Genomic DNA, 17,255 nt, shown 5'->3' with positions numbered 1-17,255 from the left:
AATTATAGGTAGTCCAAATGGCTACCTATACATGGCTAGGGTTACAATAAATAACGTAATTTAAAATTATTGTCTAATAAGAGCCCGTTACAGCCCTTTTTCATGTCTCAGAAAAAGTCGTTCCAGACCTTTAACTACATTTTTAGATAGCTTTTCTGATAATTTTTGTTTGCGCTGGTATTTTACCGATATAATTTTATGTGATTCTAAATGAGATAAAATAAAATCATCACTGGTGCTAATTTCGTCAACTAAGCCTTTATCTTTGGCTTGGCTGGCAAACCAATGTTCACCTGTTGCCACTTGTTCTATGTCCACATTTGGTCGATACTCTTTAACAAAGTCTTTAAACAATAAATGAGTTTCTTCAAGTTCTTGTTTGAATTTTTGCCGACCTTCGTCAGTATTTTCACCAAACATAGTCAGCGTACGTTTGTAGGCACCGGCAGTTTGTAACTCAATATCCACATCATGTTTTTTAAGTAAACGATTAAAGTTAGGAATTTGCGCTACCACACCAATAGAACCGACAATGGCAAATGGTGCTGCCACAATTTTGTTCGCTGTACAAGCCATCATATAGCCACCACTGGCAGCCACTTTATCCACTACCGCCGTAAAAGGAATATTACGGGTTCTAAAGCGTAATAATTGTGAAGCAGCCAGTCCATAACCATGAACTACACCACCCGGGCTTTCTAGTTTAACCACTACTTCATCTTCGGGTTTGATAATAGCCAGCACGGCAGTGATTTCTTGACGTAATTCTTCAACTTCATGTGCATCCATACTGCCGTTGAAAGACAATACAAATAATTTAGCTTTTGCTTTATCAGGTGTTTCCTCTGCTACTGGAGTTGCTGGTTCTGCCGTATTAGATTGCTCAACAGATTGTTGATTATTTTTTTCTACTTTCTTTTTCTGCTTAGCAACTATTTTTGCTTGTTTCTTTTCCAGTTTTTTTTGTTTTTTAAGATCTTTAGTAAACAACTTTGCTTCAAGCTCATCCATACTCGACATCAGCATATCATCTTTGATTTGCTCATATTCTTTACTTACATCTTTGACGGATAAATGCCCAGCAGCAGTAGCTAGTTTCCGTCGTTGACTTAAAATAAAAACAAGTACAGCCAAAATAGCAATTACTACGGTGGCGGTTTCTGCTAAAAACAGCGAATATTCTGAAAACCAATGCATTTAATTATTATCCTTTTGATTGAATGATGGTTCTATTATAGCAATATAATCAATGATTGTGCCTAAATTTAATAAACACGCATTTGCTGCTTTATTCGGCTATTTAAATTATTTATACTGACAGTCTGATTATTATTAGACGAGAACTAAAATGCCTTTACGCCCAATTACCGAAATCGCTGCCCAATGTAATATTCCAGAAGCCTTTGTTTTACCTTATGGTAAACATGTTGCCAAAATCGATTTATCTATTATTCAAGCAAATAAAAATCAACCTCAAGGTAAGCTGGTATTAGTTACTGCAATCACCCCTACCCCACTAGGTGAAGGCAAAACAGTTAACACCATTGGCCTTAGTGAAGGATTAAATTACCTCGGCAAAAAGGCGATTGCCTGTATTCGGCAACCAAGTTTAGGGCCTGTTTTTGGGGTGAAAGGCGGTGCCGCAGGCGGTGGTCAAGCCGAAGTATTACCAATGGAAACCTTAAATTTACATTTAACTGGTGATATTCATGCCATTACCGCTGCCCATGATTTAGCTTCAGCAGCACTTGATGCCAGACTTTATCATGAAGATCGCCTTGGTGATGAATTTACTGCGCAAACCGGTCTACCTCGTTTAAATATCGACCAAAATCGTATTGTTTGGAAGCGGGTTATCGATCATAACGATCGGGCTTTACGCCATATTACTGTTGGTGTGGGTGGTGGTGTTAATGGTATTGAACGCCGTGATGGCTTTGAAATCACAGCAGCCTCAGAATTAATGGCGATTTTAGCTTTAGCTTCAGATCTACATGATATGCGGGCGCGTATTGGCCGCATTATTTTAGCTTACAATACCCAAGGTGAAGCCATTACTGCTGAACAACTTGAAGTTGCTGGTGCCATGACGGTACTATTGAAAAATGCCATTAATCCCAACTTGATGCAAACAGTTGAAAATACTCCAGTATTAATTCATGCTGGTCCCTTTGCTAATATTGCCCATGGTAACTCGTCAGTAATTGCCGATCGCATTGCTATGCAAGTTGCCGATTATGTGATCACCGAAGCCGGTTTTGGTTCGGACATGGGCATGGAAAAATTCTTTAATATCAAATATCGTCAAGCTGGTATTAAAGCTTCGTGTATTGTATTAGTCGCGACGGTACGTAGTTTAAAATCCAACAGTGGCAAATACAACATCAAACCAGGACAAGCCATTCCTAAAGAAGTTTCCGAATCAAATGTTGAATTGTTGGAACTAGGTGCCGCAAATTTAGCTTGGCACATCAATAATGCTAAGAGTTATGGTCTACAAGTGATTGTTGCCATTAACCGCTTTCCGCATGATAGTGAAGAAGAGTTGGCCTTTTTACAACAATATGCCATTGAACATGGTGCCTATGCTTGTGAAGTGAGTGAGGCCTTTACTCAAGGAGGTAAAGGAACGGAGAAACTAGCACAACATGTAATTAAAGCTTGTGATATGCCAAGTGAGATTAAATTACCTTATCCGGACAATATGCCTTTAATCGATAAAATTCAAACTATGGTAAAAAAATATGGCGCCAATAAAGCCAATTTATCCGATCAAGCTTTAAAAAATATTCAGGAGATTGAAGCATTAAAACTTGATCACTTACCGCTTTGTATTGCTAAAACGCCAATGTCAATCAGCGCTGATGCTAATTTAAAAAATGTACCAACTGATTTTGATGTTGATATTAGTCATTTAGCTATTTCGGCTGGTGCTGGCTTTATTCGGGTTTATGCCGGTAATGTTATGACCATGCCTGGGCTGGGTACTAATCCAGCTTATCGTCATATCGATATTGACAAAGATGGTAATATTGTAGGTTTAAGTTAATGCAACCCGTTATCATGCAAAACCAACAAGTCTACAAAGCCTTTATTGATGAAGAAAATTGTATTGGCTGTGGCAAATGCATTCGCGTTTGCCCAACTGATGCTATCGTTGGGAGCAAACAAGTATTACACACTATTTTGCCCCAATTTTGTACCTCATGTAGTAACTGTATTAATACCTGCCCAACCGATTGTATTACTCTAAGTACGCTAGGTACCGCATTAACAGTACAAGAAGAATTACAATTAACTGAGCAAAAACAGCAACGCTTAACTCAAAATCAACTGGTGCCGCCAACTATCTTATTCCAGCGGACAATGCCGGTTAACACCAATACTAACAAGCAAACAGATCGTAAACAGTCAGTTGCTGATGCCATTGCCAGAGTAAGAGCTAAGAAAAACCTTACTGTTGCTTCACTAGCACCCAATGATATGGTAAATAGCCATGCTAACACCCCCAAAGATCGCAAACAATTTGTTGCCGATGCTATTGCCAGAGTAAAAGCCAAAAAAAACCTCGCTAATTAGCGAGGCTTTTCATTTTAAAGTAGCTGTTATCGTTAATAAAACACCATGAATTAGTCTTTATTATTACTTCTAAAGGCACGTTTACGATCATTCTCCGTTAAATGACGTTTACGTAAACGAATAGACAATGGTGTAACTTCTACTAATTCATCATCATCAATAAACTCTAATGCTTGTTCTAATGACATTTTGACCGGTGGTGAAAGGGTAGTTGCTTCATCAGTACCTGACGCTCGCATGTTAGTTAATTTTTTACCAGTTAAACAGTTAACGGTTAAATCATTGGAACGTGTATGAATACCAATAATTTGACCTTCATAAACCTCTGCACCATGACCAATAAATAACTTACCACGATCTTGCAAGCTGTATAAAGCATAAGCTAATGCTTTACCAGTACCGTTAGAAATCATCACCCCATTATTGCGTTGGCCAATTTCACCCGGACGCACATCATCATAATGACTAAAGGTTGAATAAAGTAAACCAGTACCCGAGGTCATAGTCATAAACTCAGTTCTAAAACCTATCAGTCCACGACTTGGAATAACATAATCTAAACGTACTCGACCTTTACCATCAGGTAGCATATTGGTTAAATCACCTTTACGTAAACCTAGCGCTTCCATCACTGAACCTTGATGTTGTTCTTCAATATCGAGAGTTACTTGTTCAAATGGTTCTTGTTTTTTACCATCAATTTCGCGATAAATAACTTTAGGACGAGAAACACCTAACTCATAACCTTCACGGCGCATATTTTCGATTAATACTGATAAATGTAATTCACCACGACCAGACACTTTAAAGGCATCAGGATCCGGGGTTTCTTCAACTCGCAACGCCACATTATGTACCAGTTCTTTATTTAAACGTTCTAAAATTTGGCGCGAAGTTACAAATTTACCTTCTTTACCGGCAAAAGGAGAGTTGTTAACATTAAAGAACATAGTCACTGTTGGTTCGTCTACACTTAATGCAGGTAAGGCTTCCACTGCACTATTATCACAAATCGTATCCGAAATACCGAGTTCTCCAAGACCGGTTAATGCAATAATGTCACCAGCTTCAGCAACTTCGGCTTCATAGCGCTGTAGGCCTAAATGACCTAATACTTGCCCTACTTTACCGGTACGTTTGTTACCTTCACTATCAACAATCGTAACTTGTTGATTTGGTTTAACACGACCACGTTTAATGCGACCAATACCAATTACGCCAACATAATTATTATAATCAAGCTGGGAAATTTGCATTTGGAATGGACCATCTAAATCCACTTTTGGTGGCTCAACGTATTTGACAATCGCTTCAAATAATGGGGTCATGTCTGGTGCCATAACTTCATGATCCAGCCCCGCAATACCCATTAACGCAGAAGCATAAACAATAGGGAAGTCTAATTGTTCATCGGTGGCACCTAAATTAACAAACAGATCAAATACCTGATCAACTACCCAATCTGGGCGTGCACCTGGACGGTCAACTTTATTAATAACCACAATTGGTTTTAAGCCATAAGCAAAGGCTTTTTGGGTAACAAAACGTGTTTGTGGCATTGGTCCATCCATGGCATCAACCAGTAATAATACAGAATCGACCATCGACATAACTCGTTCAACTTCGCCACCAAAGTCAGCATGCCCCGGAGTATCAACAATATTAATTCGATAGTCATTCCAGTTAATTGCTGTGTTTTTAGCTAAAATAGTAATACCGCGTTCTTTTTCAAGCGCGTTAGAGTCCATTATTCGTTCATTTTCCTCACCACGCAAATTATCAAGCGTGCCGGATTGTTTCAATAATTTATCAACCAAAGTGGTTTTACCATGGTCAACATGCGCAATAATGGCTATATTTCTTAAATTTTCAATCACAATTAAAATTCCAATTAGGATACAGATTCTTTAGGCGCGATATTGTACACCTTTTTAGTTGAAATGTTGATCTATATCACAAAGTTTCTTTAAAAGAGCTTTAGTGCCTTGCTAAAAGCAAAAATTATAAATCTTTTTGTAGAAATGTTTCAGGAGAGCCATACGTTTTAGTATAAAATTCAATGGCAAATTCATCAACTTTAGACCAATTCGTATATTCAATCACGGGTTTGGTCACATCCGTATCACCTTTACCTAACCACATAATAAAGCGGATCATATTGCGATCAAACCAATTATACTGTGGATAATAAAGTGCACCAGCAAAAACCGCTTTTAATTTTGGGTGCCAAGCTATTTTCGCTAGGAATTTCTTAGTATATAAATTGGTTTCAGGGGTATTTTTATTTGGTTTTCTGGCGACCACATTCACCCCAAAAAAGGCAGATGGCATACTATTCAATTTTTGATAATTATCATCAATAAATCTCTTCATCACCTTACTGTAAAATCCATAACGGATAGAACAGCCTAGCAATGCGGCATGATATTTTGTCAAATCAATGTGGGAATTAGGCTGTAATTCAATTAAATCACAATCTAATTTACCATCTAAATGTTGTTTTATGCGTTGCATGATCTTAAGCGTCTGCTTTTCATGTGTGGTATATAATAATAAAACTTTCATATCAGTGCTCATGGTATTGATTCCTTATTAGTAATAATACTCAGTCTTGACCAAGATTACTTTTTTTATGAGAAAAATTAATAAATTGGGGATGATTTAACTAGCAACTTTTATTATAGTAGTAGGCTAATTAAATTAGCATGGAACTGATTATGGCAATTTCACCCCCAAAACTTAGTGCAATTATTTTGGCGGCAGGAAAAGGCACACGGATGTATTCCAACCTCCCTAAAGTTTTACACAAAATCGGCGCTAAACCGATGTTACAACATGTTATCGATACAGTTCAACAACTTAATACTAATCATATCAATATAGTTTACGGACATGGTAAACAACAACTAGAACAGGCTTTAAAAGATCAACCTGTGCAACTGGTTTATCAGGCTGAACAACTCGGTACCGGACATGCGGTGCAGCAGGCTATTCCTTATATTGAAGATGATGAGGATATCTTAATCTTATATGCCGACACTCCGCTTATTTCAGTACAGACTTTACAAAATCTGATTGCCAATAAACCCAAACAGGGCATTGCTTTATTGACTGTATTACTTGACGATCCAGCTGGATACGGTCGCATAGAGCGTAAAAATGGTAAAGTTGTTGCCATTGTTGAACAAAAAGATGCTACACCTGAACAACAAAAAATTAACGAAATCAACACCGGAATTATGTTGGTCACTGGCAAATTACTCAAAATTTGGCTGGCGCGCCTAACCAATAATAATGCTCAACAAGAATACTATTTAACCGATATTATCGCCTTTGCCCACCAAGATGGTTACGAGATTTTAACTACGCATCCAGTACAATCCTTTGAAGTAGAAGGCGTAAATAATCGCGTGCAATTAGCTGCTTTAGAACGCCAGTATCAACAACAGCAAACACATAACCTGCTATTAGCTGGCGTTACCTTACTAGATCCGAACCGCTTCGATTTACGCGGTACCCTCACCCATGGTCAAGATGTAACTATAGATTGCAATGTAATTATCGAAGGAGCTGTCCAACTCGGTAATAACGTGTTTATTGGTGCCGGATGCATCCTCAAAAATTGTCGCATTGATGATAATTCAGCGATTAGCCCTTATAGCATTATTGAAGATTCAATATTAGCTAACAATTGTACCGTCGGTCCTTTTGCTAGATTACGTCCAGGTAACCAACTTGATGAACAAGCCCATGTAGGTAACTTTGTTGAACTCAAAAAGGCGCATTTAGGTAAAGGCACCAAAGCTGGGCACTTGACTTATCTTGGTGATAGTGAGATTGGTAGTAATGTTAACATTGGTGCCGGCACGATTACCTGTAATTATGATGGTGCCAATAAATTTAGAACTATTATTGAAGATGATGTGTTTGTCGGTTCGGATACGCAGCTAATTGCACCTGTAACCATTGGTAAAGGTGCCACTATTGCTGCCGGTACCACAGTAACAAGTAATGTTAATGATAATGAATTAGTCTTAAGTCGTGTTAGACAACAGCAGTTACCCGGTTGGAAACGTCCAACAAAAACTAAATAACGAGGAATAAATTATGTGTGGAATTGTTGGCGCTATCGCCAAACGTGACGTCGCAGAAATTCTGTTAGAAGGGTTAAAACGCTTAGAATACCGAGGATATGATTCCGCCGGATTAGCGATTATTTCACCACAAGGAGAATTACAACGCATCCGCCGAGTAGGTAAAGTACAAGCACTCAAAGACGCAGTAGAACAACACCCACTTAAAGGATCAACAGGGATTGCCCACACCCGTTGGGCCACACACGGCGAACCGTCCGAGCATAATGCCCACCCACATGTTTCCGATTTTATTGCGGTTGTTCATAATGGTATTATTGAAAACTTTGAACCGTTACGCGAAAGTCTAATTGCCAAAGGTTACCAATTCCGTTCTGAAACCGACACCGAAGTCATTGCCCATCTAGTTCATGACATTATTGCCACCGACGACTGTAACTTATTTGATGCAGTGCAAAAAGCCATTCCACAATTACGAGGCGCTTATGGCACAGTAATTATGGACATCCGCAATCCCGATATTCTGGTTGCAGCTCGCTCAGGTAGCCCATTAGTCATTGGTTGTGGCGTTGGCGAAAATTTTATTGCCTCTGATCAACTAGCCTTATTGCCAGTAACCCGCCAGTTTATCTTTTTAGAAGAAGGTGATATTGCACTAATCAGTCACCGTACCATCTCGATCATCGACAAAAACTTTACTGAAGTCACGCGTCCATGTGTAGAATCCGACGCCAAATATGATGCAGGTAGTAAAGGTGGTTATAGCCATTACATGCAAAAAGAGATTTACGAACAACCCAATGCGATAAAAAATACTCTTGAAGGCCGAATGGCACATGGTAAGGTTGATTTAACGGAACTTGGTGATCAAGCGGAAACTATTCTTAAACAAGTTGAGCATGTACAAATTGTGGCTTGTGGTACCGCTTATAATGCTGGAATGGTAGCCCGTTATTGGTTTGAAGCACTAGCAGGCATTCCTTGCGATGTCGAAATTGCCTCCGAATTCCGTTACCGCAAACCCGCTCGCCGTAAAAATAGCTTATTTATTACCTTATCGCAATCGGGTGAAACTGCTGACACGCTTGCAGCTTTGCGTTTAGCTAAAGAAAACAATTATTTAAGCACGTTGGCAGTGTGTAATGTGGCAGCTTCAACCTTGGTGCGCGAAGCTGATTTAGTGTTATTAACCAAAGCTGGCGTTGAAATTGGTGTAGCCTCGACCAAAGCCTTTACTACCCAATTAACGGTATTATTATTGTTAGTTGCCAAATTAGGTCGACTAAATGATATGGCAGAAAGTACTGAACTAGCGATTGTCCATGCCTTACAAACTCTGCCTAATCGTATTGAACAAGTGTTAATGGCTGACCCTCAAATTAAACAACTAGCGGGGCAATTCGTTGACAAACATCATGCTTTATTCTTAGGCCGTGGTGATGAATACCCGATTGCAATGGAAGCCTCGTTAAAACTAAAAGAAATATCCTATATTCATGCCGAAGCTTATGCTGCAGGGGAATTAAAACATGGACCATTAGCATTAATTGATGCCGATATGCCAGTAATCATCATGGCACCAACCAACGAATTATTAGAAAAATTAAAATCTAATATCGAAGAAGTGCGTGCTCGTGGTGGACAACTATATGTATTTGCGCAGCAAGATGCTGGTTTTGTTAGTGACGACACTATGGAAGTAATTAACTTGCCACATATTGAAGAACTAACTGCGCCAATTTATTACACTGTACCAACCCAATTATTAGCTTATCATGTTGCGTTAATTAAAGGCACCGATGTAGATCAGCCACGCAACTTGGCAAAATCTGTTACAGTGGAGTAAATTTAGAGACATAATAGTGAATAAAGAATATTGTTGTGAATTAATCTAATCAAAAAAAGGCATCAATTAAGATGCCTTCTCATTTAACTAAAGTTATTCAGACTTAAACCTTATTGAGTTTCATCTTTCTTTTTATAATCTTGATAAACAAAAATTATATTATTTTTTAAAAGAACATCAATTGAAATACTTGATAATCGGAACGTATGGTTTCCTGTTTGAAGCAAATATTGGCTAAGAAGAATAGGATTATTATCAATATATACTCCATTTGCATAAATATTACGCTCTTTACCTAGGTCATTATTAAGATTTATTTTTATATCAAAGTCTAACTTTTCTGATGATTTTTTCATATTATTAATTTTGCCACTCAACTCTTTTGACACAAATACAACCATTCCATCCCCCCAATTACCATTAGTGATCTGAATATCACCAGAAGGCTGTTTACCACCAACAACAACCGGAATTTTAAATAATGCTTTAGAATCCATCATTTCTTCGTAACACTCGACATACTCTGCATTAGGGAATATTTGTGTAATTTTTTGTTTTGCTTCAGTTAAAGAAGAAGATTCTTGCCTAGAATCTTGATAACTACCGCAAGCAGTGACTTCGATAGTAAGGTTTGATTTAATTGTTTTGGGTGTTTCGCTACTGAGATCACTCAAATTCACACTTGGTGATAATTCTACTTTACAAGCAGATAACAAAACACAGCAAGACAATAATACTAATAGTTTTTTCATCATTTCTCCCTCATGATTATTGCTTTATTGATTCAATACCAAATATTGATTCTTTTACAATAAATGAATAAATGGGTATTAACAACGTGTTTTTGACCGATATTTCAAATGGCTTACTGTAAAAAGTGTAATCGGTAATATTTGTTTTTTTATTAATGACAATATTATATTTTAACTCGCATGCTAATATTCTAATTCACGAGTAAGTGTACTTCTTTTTATATTATCATCCGTCATACAATAACCACTCGTCCAATCACCATACTCATTATGATTTGAATAAATACATTTAAAATCACTAGGCTTTAAGTTTTCTGCTTTCCTATCTGATTGCATGGTATTTAAGTCTGGTTTTGAGGAATTACTTATTTTAGATTTATCATCTGTAATAACAGACGTCTTTGTTATGCTTTCTAATACTTCACCATATTGATTATAAGAAATGTTACCTTGATATGAAATAGATACTAGTTGTTCATTATTTTCATCTAAAATGGCCGTAATATAATTATGACTATCTAACTCAATCGTCGCATCTATATTTGAGCAATGAATTGTTTTCTTAAGATAGTCAATACTCATATTTTGTAATTCATCATTAATAAATACTTTTTCAATTAAACCATCTGAATTTGATTCAATCATTATATGAATTATTTTATTAGTATCTAATAAATTCATTATGATTTTTTGTTTTATAATTGGTTTTTTATTAGGAATTAACATTGGGTATAACATCCAATTATATGTATTTGTAATTAATGAGGGTTGTTTAACCTTAATTTCAGCATGAAGACTGAAAGAAATAGATACTAATAAAATAAATATTAATTTTTTCACTTTTTATCTTTATTTCCAGTATTTAATTTTTTTATGGTATCACCTAAATCAATATTACCATCTTTAACAAAGGAATTTATAGGAATTTCTTTGGTAATTCATTACAGACTCTAGCTCATATCTCTCCAACAGTCGTTCGTTACCGACATAGTTCAACCTCATTAAATGTGAAGACTTAATGTCTGTTACATGGCAAATCAAATGATATAGATAGCTTTATTATGTTTGGAGACATTCTTATGCTACTTCTGTTCGTATTTTATTACAAACATTGGTCGAAGTTTTATCGATAAAAATAAATTTAGAGACGTAATAGTGAATAAAGAATATTGTTGTGAATTAATCTAATCAAAAAAGGCATCAATTAAGATGCCTTCTCATTTAACTAAAGTTATTCAGACTTAAACCTTATTGAGTTTCATCTTTCTTTTTATAATCTTGATAAACAAAAATTATATTATTTTTTAAAAGAGCATCAACGGAAACATTTGATAATCGGAATATATGATTTCCTGTTTGAAGCAAATATTGGCTAAGAAGAATAGGATCATTATCAATATATACTCCATTTGCAGAAATATTACGCTCTTTACCTAAATCATTATTAAGATTTATTTTTATATCAAAGTCTAACTTCCCTGATGGCGATTTTTTCATATTATTCATTTTGCCACTCAATTCTTTTGACACAAGCACAATCATTCCATCGCCCCAATCACCATTAGTGATCTGAATATCACCAGAAGGCTGTTTACCACCAACAACAACCGGTATTTTAAACGATGCTTTAGAATCCATCCTTTCTTTATAACACTCGACATACTCCGCATTAGGGAATATTTGTGTAATTTTTTGTTTTGCTTCAATTAAAGAAGAAGATTCTTGTCTAGAATCTTTATAATTACTACAAGCAGCAACTTCGATGGTAAGATCAGATTTAATTGTTTTGGGTGTTTCGCTACTGAGATCACTCAAATTCACACTTGGTGATAACTCTACTTTACAAGCAGATAACAAAACACAACAAGACAATAATACTAATATTTTTTTCATTATTTCCCTCTCATGATTATTGTTTTAATGGTTCAATACTAAATATTGAGTCTTTTACAATAAATGAATAAATAGGTATTAGCAATGTGTTTTTAACAGGTATTTTAAACAACTTATTGAGAATAATTTAATCGGCAGGATTTGTTTTTATTGGTAACAATGTAGATAAGTAATCGCATAACCTACTTTGTTATTGTAGAGAATTGTCGACTTTGATCTGATACTAGTCAATTATATTTGTAGATCATGCTATTAATACTTTAGCTGGCGATAAAATTTCGATTTGGTTATGCCCTCGCCTGAAACACAATATCCGCTAGTCCAATCACCATATTGGTTATGTTCTGAATAGAAGCATTTAACATCATTAGCGGCTAATTTAGCTAATTCACCAGCAACTAATTGGGTTCAGGGCAAGAATCGGTAGCATCATGATTAGATGCCATGACACTTTCGATCAACCAACCTGATTTATTATAAAAAAACTGTGCTAACCAGCAGGAACCTTCACTTGCTTGACTACGAGAAACCAACTTATTATTAACATAATTAAACGACGTAATTATTGATTCTAAAGTGGTATTATCAGTTTTATTAATCAGCTGACCAAATTTGTCATAATTAAATTCTACAATACTTTGTCTGTTGTTGTCGATCATTGTAGTAATGTTGTCATGCTTATCTAAATTTAAAGAGAAATTTTGATTTTGATAATCTATTGATTTAGATGAATAATCGACATTCACATTATCTATTTCATCTGCAGCAATAACTTTTGTAATTAAACCTTGTTGATTAGCTTCGATAACAGTTTTTATTGATGTATCATTAGTAGGAATATAAGATATAAAAACTTGTTTTACAATCACTTTATCATTTGGAATAAATTCAGGATACGACAATGCATTATAACTATTACGCACTTGTGTATGATTATTTGCTTGGGTATCACAACCAAAAAGTAACCAGATACAATTACAACAAATGAATACCAGTTTTTTCATTTTTATTCCTATATATTGATTGATCCAAACATATGTATCAGAAATCTGATAATGAAAATATTCTTTAAAAAAATTCAGTTCATTTTCACCCTATTAAAAATTTAGAGTTAAGTATACATTGAAGCATATTTTAAGGAGAAATATTTATAACCCCAAAAAAATGTGATCTATATCACATAAACAAAAAATACCCATCTTTATATAATGTGATATACATCACATTTATTGATTATTCTTAATGAATCTCTCCGGCTATTGCTTCTACAATAGCGTCATCAAAATTAAATCAATCAATAAGGAATGGTTAACAATATGACAACATCAAATATAAAACTAAAAGTCCAAAATTTTGGACGATTCCTTAGCAATATGGTTATGCCGAATATCGGTGCATTTATTGCTTGGGGATTTATTACAGCTATCTTTTTATATAACGCTAAAGACCCAACTGCTGGAGGTTGGTTCCCCAATGAAAAAATTTCGACATCATTTATTAGTCCGATGATCACTTACTTGTTGCCATTATTAATAGGTTATACAGGTGGTAAACTAATATATGGTGAGCGAGGTGGTGTGGTTGGTGCTGTAACAACTATTGGTGTTGTAGTTGGTTCTTCTATTCCAATGTTCCTAGGTGCGATGATTGCGGGACCTTTAGGGGGATGGGTCATCAAGCAATTTGATAAATTAGTTGATGGTAAAATCAAAAGCGGGTTTGAGATGTTAGTAAATAACTTCTCGGCAGGTATTATCGGCATGATTTTAGCCCTGATATCATATGCAGCTATCGGCCCGTTTGTTGAAGTTGCTTCTAACGCATTAGCTGTTGGCGTTAAATTCATGGTAAATAATAATCTACTTCCACTTACCTCAATTATTGTTGAACCGGCTAAAATCTTATTCTTAAATAATGCCATTAATCACGGTGTTTTTACTCCACTTGGTATAACTGAATCAGTTGAAACAGGTAAATCAATATTCTTCTTAATTGAAGCAAATCCAGGACCTGGTTTAGGTCTATTATTGGCTTATATGTTCTTTGGAAAAGGCGATGCTAAAGGTTCTGCAAGTGGGGCTGCGATTATTCACTTCTTCGGCGGTATTCACGAAATTTACTTCCCTTATGTGCTTATGAATCCTCGTTTGATTATTGCTGTTATCTTAGGTGGTATGACAGGAGTATTCACTTTAACAATGTTCAGTGCTGGATTAACTGCTCCAGCTTCACCGGGTTCAATATTTGCAGTAATGAGCATGGCCAAAGGATCTTATTTAGGAGTAACTTTATCGGTAATTGCAGCAACAATAGTATCATTTATTGTCTCAGTAATCTTACTTAAAACAACTAAAACAACAAGTAAAAGCTTCGAAGATGCAAAATCTGATGTATCAGCGATGAAAAGTGAAGCAAAAGGTGTTACCAATGGGGCTTTCGATCCTGCTAAAGTGAAAAAAATTATTGTTGCTTGTGATGCTGGTATGGGTTCGAGTGCAATGGGTGCCGGTGTTTTACGCAAAAAAGTACAAGATGCTAATTTAGATATTACTGTAACTAATTTGGCTATTAATAATCTTCCATCTGATGCCGATATTGTTATTACCCATAAAGATTTGACCGAAAGAGCTAAACAGTTTGCCCCTAATGCTCATCATATTTCCTTAACTAACTTCTTAGATAGTGAATTATATAGTCAATTAGTGTCAGAATTGGTAACAGCTCGCGGAGAGTCAAGACAAACTACTCAAGTAGCAAGTCAAAGCACTACTGAAAATCAACCTTTATTTAAATTGACTGAAAAAAATATCTTTCTAGGATTATCAGCCCAAAATAAAGAAGAAGCTATTCGTTTTGCTGGGCAAAAATTAGTTGATAATGGTTATGTTGAACCTACTTATATTGATGCCATGCTTGCACGTGAAGCGCTTACTTCAACTTATTTAGGTGAATCAATTGCTGTACCGCATGGTACAATTGAGGCCAAAGATAGTGTTATTAATACTGGCATAGTCTTTTGCCAATATCCATCTGGTGTACAATTTGGTGAAGATGCTGGTGATAAAGCCAAAATTGTTATTGGTATTGCCGCTCGTAATAATGAACATCTTGATGTCATCGCTAAATTAACTAATGCACTTGATAATCCAGATGTTATTACCAAACTTGCCAGTACTAAAAGTATTGAAGAAGTTTTAACAATACTTAGCTAAAATCAATCTAGTATTTCCCGCTATATGCGGGAAATCTGTTTCAATATTTAAAATTATAGTTAAATTTAAGGGCTATTATTATGCAAGCATTACACTTTGGCGCTGGTAATATTGGGCGCGGTTTTATTGGCAAATTACTATCCGATGCAAATGTACATGTTACTTTTGCTGATGTTAATCAACAAATCATTGACGAAATTGCCAAACGTCATGAGTACCCGGTTAATGTAGTAGGGGAACAATCAACAACCGAAATCGTTAAAAATGTAGATGCAATTAATAGTACATCCAACCAAGTTAGCGACTATATTGCAAAAGTTGATTTAGTTACTACTGCTGTTGGTCCACAAGTTTTAGCTCGAATAGCGGCAAGTGTCGCTCAAGGTATTATCGCTCGCCACCAACAAGGCAATAATAAACCGCTTAATATTATTGCTTGCGAAAATATGGTTAGAGGTACTAGCCAATTTAAACAAGAGATCTTCAAAGCATTACCTGAATCGTTACATCAATGGGTCAATACTCATATCGGTTTTGTTGATTCAGCGGTTGATCGCATTGTTCCTCCCGCTACATCAACAACAGGTGATATTTTAGAAGTAACCGTTGAAACATTTTCAGAATGGATTGTCGATAAAACTCAATTTATTGGTGAAATTCCTCAAATTAAAGGCATGGAACCAGTTGATAACCTAATGGCTTTTGTTGAACGTAAATTATTTACTTTAAATACCGGCCATGCGATTACTGCTTATTTAGGTTTTTATAATAATATTGGCACAATTCGCGAGGCAATATTAAATGAACGAATCCGTTCCATAGTCCAAGGCGCTATGGAAGAAAGTGGTCAAGTATTGATAAAACGTTATAATTTTGATACAGCTAAACACCAAGCTTATATCGAAAAAATCTTATCTCGTTTTGAAAACCCGCATTTACATGATGATACCGCACGCGTTGGCCGCCAACCAATTCGCAAATTAGGTGCTGGTGACCGATTGGTCAAACCTTTATTAGGTACATTCGAATATCATGTTAACAATAACAATTTATTAATAGGTATTGCTGCTGCACTTAATTATCGCAATCAGGATGACGAACAAGCAGTAGAACTTGCAAAACTGATAGCTGATAAAGGCGTAGTGCAGGCTTTTTGTCAAATATCAGGTATCGATAGTAATAACCCTATTGTTAAGCAGATTGAACAAATTTATACTGCAATGCAAAATCATCAATTTGTATAGTAATAGATGACTGAATCGATATTACAAGAAGATACTATTTTAGAAAAACTCAATCAGCAAGTTGATATTCATAACTTGCTGATTGAGGCAATTAAGCTTATTAATGAAAGTGTTAATAATTTAATTCTTAAGGTTTTTCGCAAAGAAAGGCATGCTATTAAATTTGTTATCCCCTCTCTTATCGGTAAAAATGGTCCACTTAATGACACTTCGGTTTGTTTAAAACTGCTTTACGCACTTGGTATTATTACTCGCGAAGAATACGAAGATGTAGAATTACTAATTGCGATTTTAGATGAATTAGATCACGATGATAAAAAATACACTTATCTTGATGATGAAATTTTAGGGCCAATTAGCCTACTACATGATATGGTATTGCCCCCAAATTGGGCTTTGCAATCAGATAGTAGCAAAGATGTGGGTATTGTGGATACGTTAAAATCATCCATATATCAAAATCGTTACCAACAAATGATACGTTCAGCACTGATTATTGCCATTACTGATCTTACTTTGCGCATTGTTAATAAGCAGAAAATTAACTATTTTCCATAATAATTATGGATGGGTTAATATCGCTAAATTATCCTCACTTCGATATTGCATGTCGGCTTAAATTTATACTCAAACGT

The 17,255-nt window shown here is 35.7% G+C and carries 14 protein-coding genes; 7 read left to right on the top strand and 7 right to left on the bottom strand.

What is annotated here, in order from left to right:
* Nucleotides 1-87: 87 nt before the first annotated feature.
* The gene (gene sohB / locus A9G12_RS05750; protein ID WP_065564905.1) at nucleotides 88-1,197 is read right to left on the bottom strand and encodes a protease SohB; all 1,110 of its coding nucleotides are present in this window, start codon (nucleotides 1,195-1,197) and stop codon (nucleotides 88-90) included.
* 151 nt (nucleotides 1,198-1,348) lie between these two features.
* Between sohB and A9G12_RS05745 the strand changes: the two genes are divergently transcribed.
* Nucleotides 1,349-3,049 (top strand): formate--tetrahydrofolate ligase, encoded by a 1,701-nt coding sequence (locus A9G12_RS05745; RefSeq protein ID WP_065564904.1) that lies wholly within the window; start codon nucleotides 1,349-1,351, stop codon nucleotides 3,047-3,049.
* Nucleotides 3,049-3,579 carry an RnfABCDGE type electron transport complex subunit B gene (locus A9G12_RS05740; RefSeq protein WP_065564903.1) on the top strand — a complete coding sequence of 177 codons (531 nt, stop codon included), beginning with the start codon at nucleotides 3,049-3,051 and terminating at the stop codon, nucleotides 3,577-3,579. Before A9G12_RS05745 ends, A9G12_RS05740 begins: the two co-directional genes overlap by 1 nt.
* Nucleotides 3,580-3,629: 50 nt before the next feature.
* On the opposite strand, the gene typA is transcribed toward A9G12_RS05740, so the two are convergent.
* Nucleotides 3,630-5,456 (bottom strand): translational GTPase TypA, encoded by a 1,827-nt coding sequence (gene typA, locus A9G12_RS05735; protein ID WP_065564902.1) that lies wholly within the window; start codon nucleotides 5,454-5,456, stop codon nucleotides 3,630-3,632.
* Nucleotides 5,457-5,580: 124 nt separating this feature from the next.
* Nucleotides 5,581-6,156 (bottom strand): menaquinone-dependent protoporphyrinogen IX dehydrogenase, encoded by a 576-nt coding sequence (hemG, locus tag A9G12_RS05730; protein WP_218056584.1) that lies wholly within the window; start codon nucleotides 6,154-6,156, stop codon nucleotides 5,581-5,583.
* 140 nt (nucleotides 6,157-6,296) lie between these two features.
* Between hemG and glmU the strand changes: the two genes are divergently transcribed.
* The gene (gene glmU / locus A9G12_RS05725; RefSeq protein ID WP_141674111.1) at nucleotides 6,297-7,673 is read left to right on the top strand and encodes a bifunctional UDP-N-acetylglucosamine diphosphorylase/glucosamine-1-phosphate N-acetyltransferase GlmU; all 1,377 of its coding nucleotides are present in this window, start codon (nucleotides 6,297-6,299) and stop codon (nucleotides 7,671-7,673) included.
* A 13-nt stretch (nucleotides 7,674-7,686) separates the two neighbouring features.
* Nucleotides 7,687-9,519, top strand: a complete 1,833-nt coding sequence (gene glmS / locus A9G12_RS05720; protein ID WP_065564901.1) for a glutamine--fructose-6-phosphate transaminase (isomerizing) — start codon at nucleotides 7,687-7,689, stop codon at nucleotides 9,517-9,519.
* A 110-nt stretch (nucleotides 9,520-9,629) separates the two neighbouring features.
* Here glmS and A9G12_RS05715 read toward each other — a convergent pair whose 3' ends face one another.
* The 4 genes from A9G12_RS05715 to A9G12_RS05700 all read right to left on the bottom strand — a co-directional run bounded on the left by A9G12_RS05715 (nucleotide 9,630) and on the right by A9G12_RS05700 (nucleotide 13,168).
* Nucleotides 9,630-10,271, bottom strand: coding sequence for a DUF7424 family protein (locus A9G12_RS05715; protein WP_065564900.1), 642 nt, complete (start codon nucleotides 10,269-10,271; stop codon nucleotides 9,630-9,632).
* Nucleotides 10,272-10,454: 183 nt separating this feature from the next.
* Nucleotides 10,455-11,111, bottom strand: a complete 657-nt coding sequence (locus tag A9G12_RS05710; RefSeq protein ID WP_065564899.1) for a hypothetical protein — start codon at nucleotides 11,109-11,111, stop codon at nucleotides 10,455-10,457.
* Nucleotides 11,112-11,519: 408 nt separating this feature from the next.
* Nucleotides 11,520-12,164 (bottom strand): DUF7424 family protein, encoded by a 645-nt coding sequence (locus tag A9G12_RS05705; protein WP_065564898.1) that lies wholly within the window; start codon nucleotides 12,162-12,164, stop codon nucleotides 11,520-11,522.
* 398 nt (nucleotides 12,165-12,562) lie between these two features.
* Nucleotides 12,563-13,168, bottom strand: coding sequence for a hypothetical protein (locus tag A9G12_RS05700; RefSeq protein WP_065564897.1), 606 nt, complete (start codon nucleotides 13,166-13,168; stop codon nucleotides 12,563-12,565).
* Nucleotides 13,169-13,480: 312 nt separating this feature from the next.
* On the opposite strand from A9G12_RS05700, the gene A9G12_RS05695 reads away from it, so the two are divergent.
* The 3 genes from A9G12_RS05695 to A9G12_RS05685 all read left to right on the top strand — a co-directional run bounded on the left by A9G12_RS05695 (nucleotide 13,481) and on the right by A9G12_RS05685 (nucleotide 17,178).
* Nucleotides 13,481-15,376 (top strand): PTS mannitol transporter subunit IICBA, encoded by a 1,896-nt coding sequence (locus A9G12_RS05695; RefSeq protein WP_065564896.1) that lies wholly within the window; start codon nucleotides 13,481-13,483, stop codon nucleotides 15,374-15,376.
* 80 nt (nucleotides 15,377-15,456) lie between these two features.
* Nucleotides 15,457-16,620, top strand: coding sequence for a mannitol-1-phosphate 5-dehydrogenase (locus A9G12_RS05690; protein WP_065564895.1), 1,164 nt, complete (start codon nucleotides 15,457-15,459; stop codon nucleotides 16,618-16,620).
* A 6-nt stretch (nucleotides 16,621-16,626) separates the two neighbouring features.
* Nucleotides 16,627-17,178: an MltR family transcriptional regulator gene (locus A9G12_RS05685; protein ID WP_065564894.1), complete on the top strand. Its 552-nt coding sequence runs from the start codon at nucleotides 16,627-16,629 to the stop codon at nucleotides 17,176-17,178.
* Nucleotides 17,179-17,255 lie beyond the last annotated feature (77 nt).

The organism is Gilliamella sp. wkB112, assembly GCF_001690685.1.
Lineage (GTDB): Bacteria > Pseudomonadota > Gammaproteobacteria > Enterobacterales > Orbaceae > Gilliamella > Gilliamella apicola_J.
This window is presented reverse-complemented; position numbering and strand designations above follow the sequence as displayed.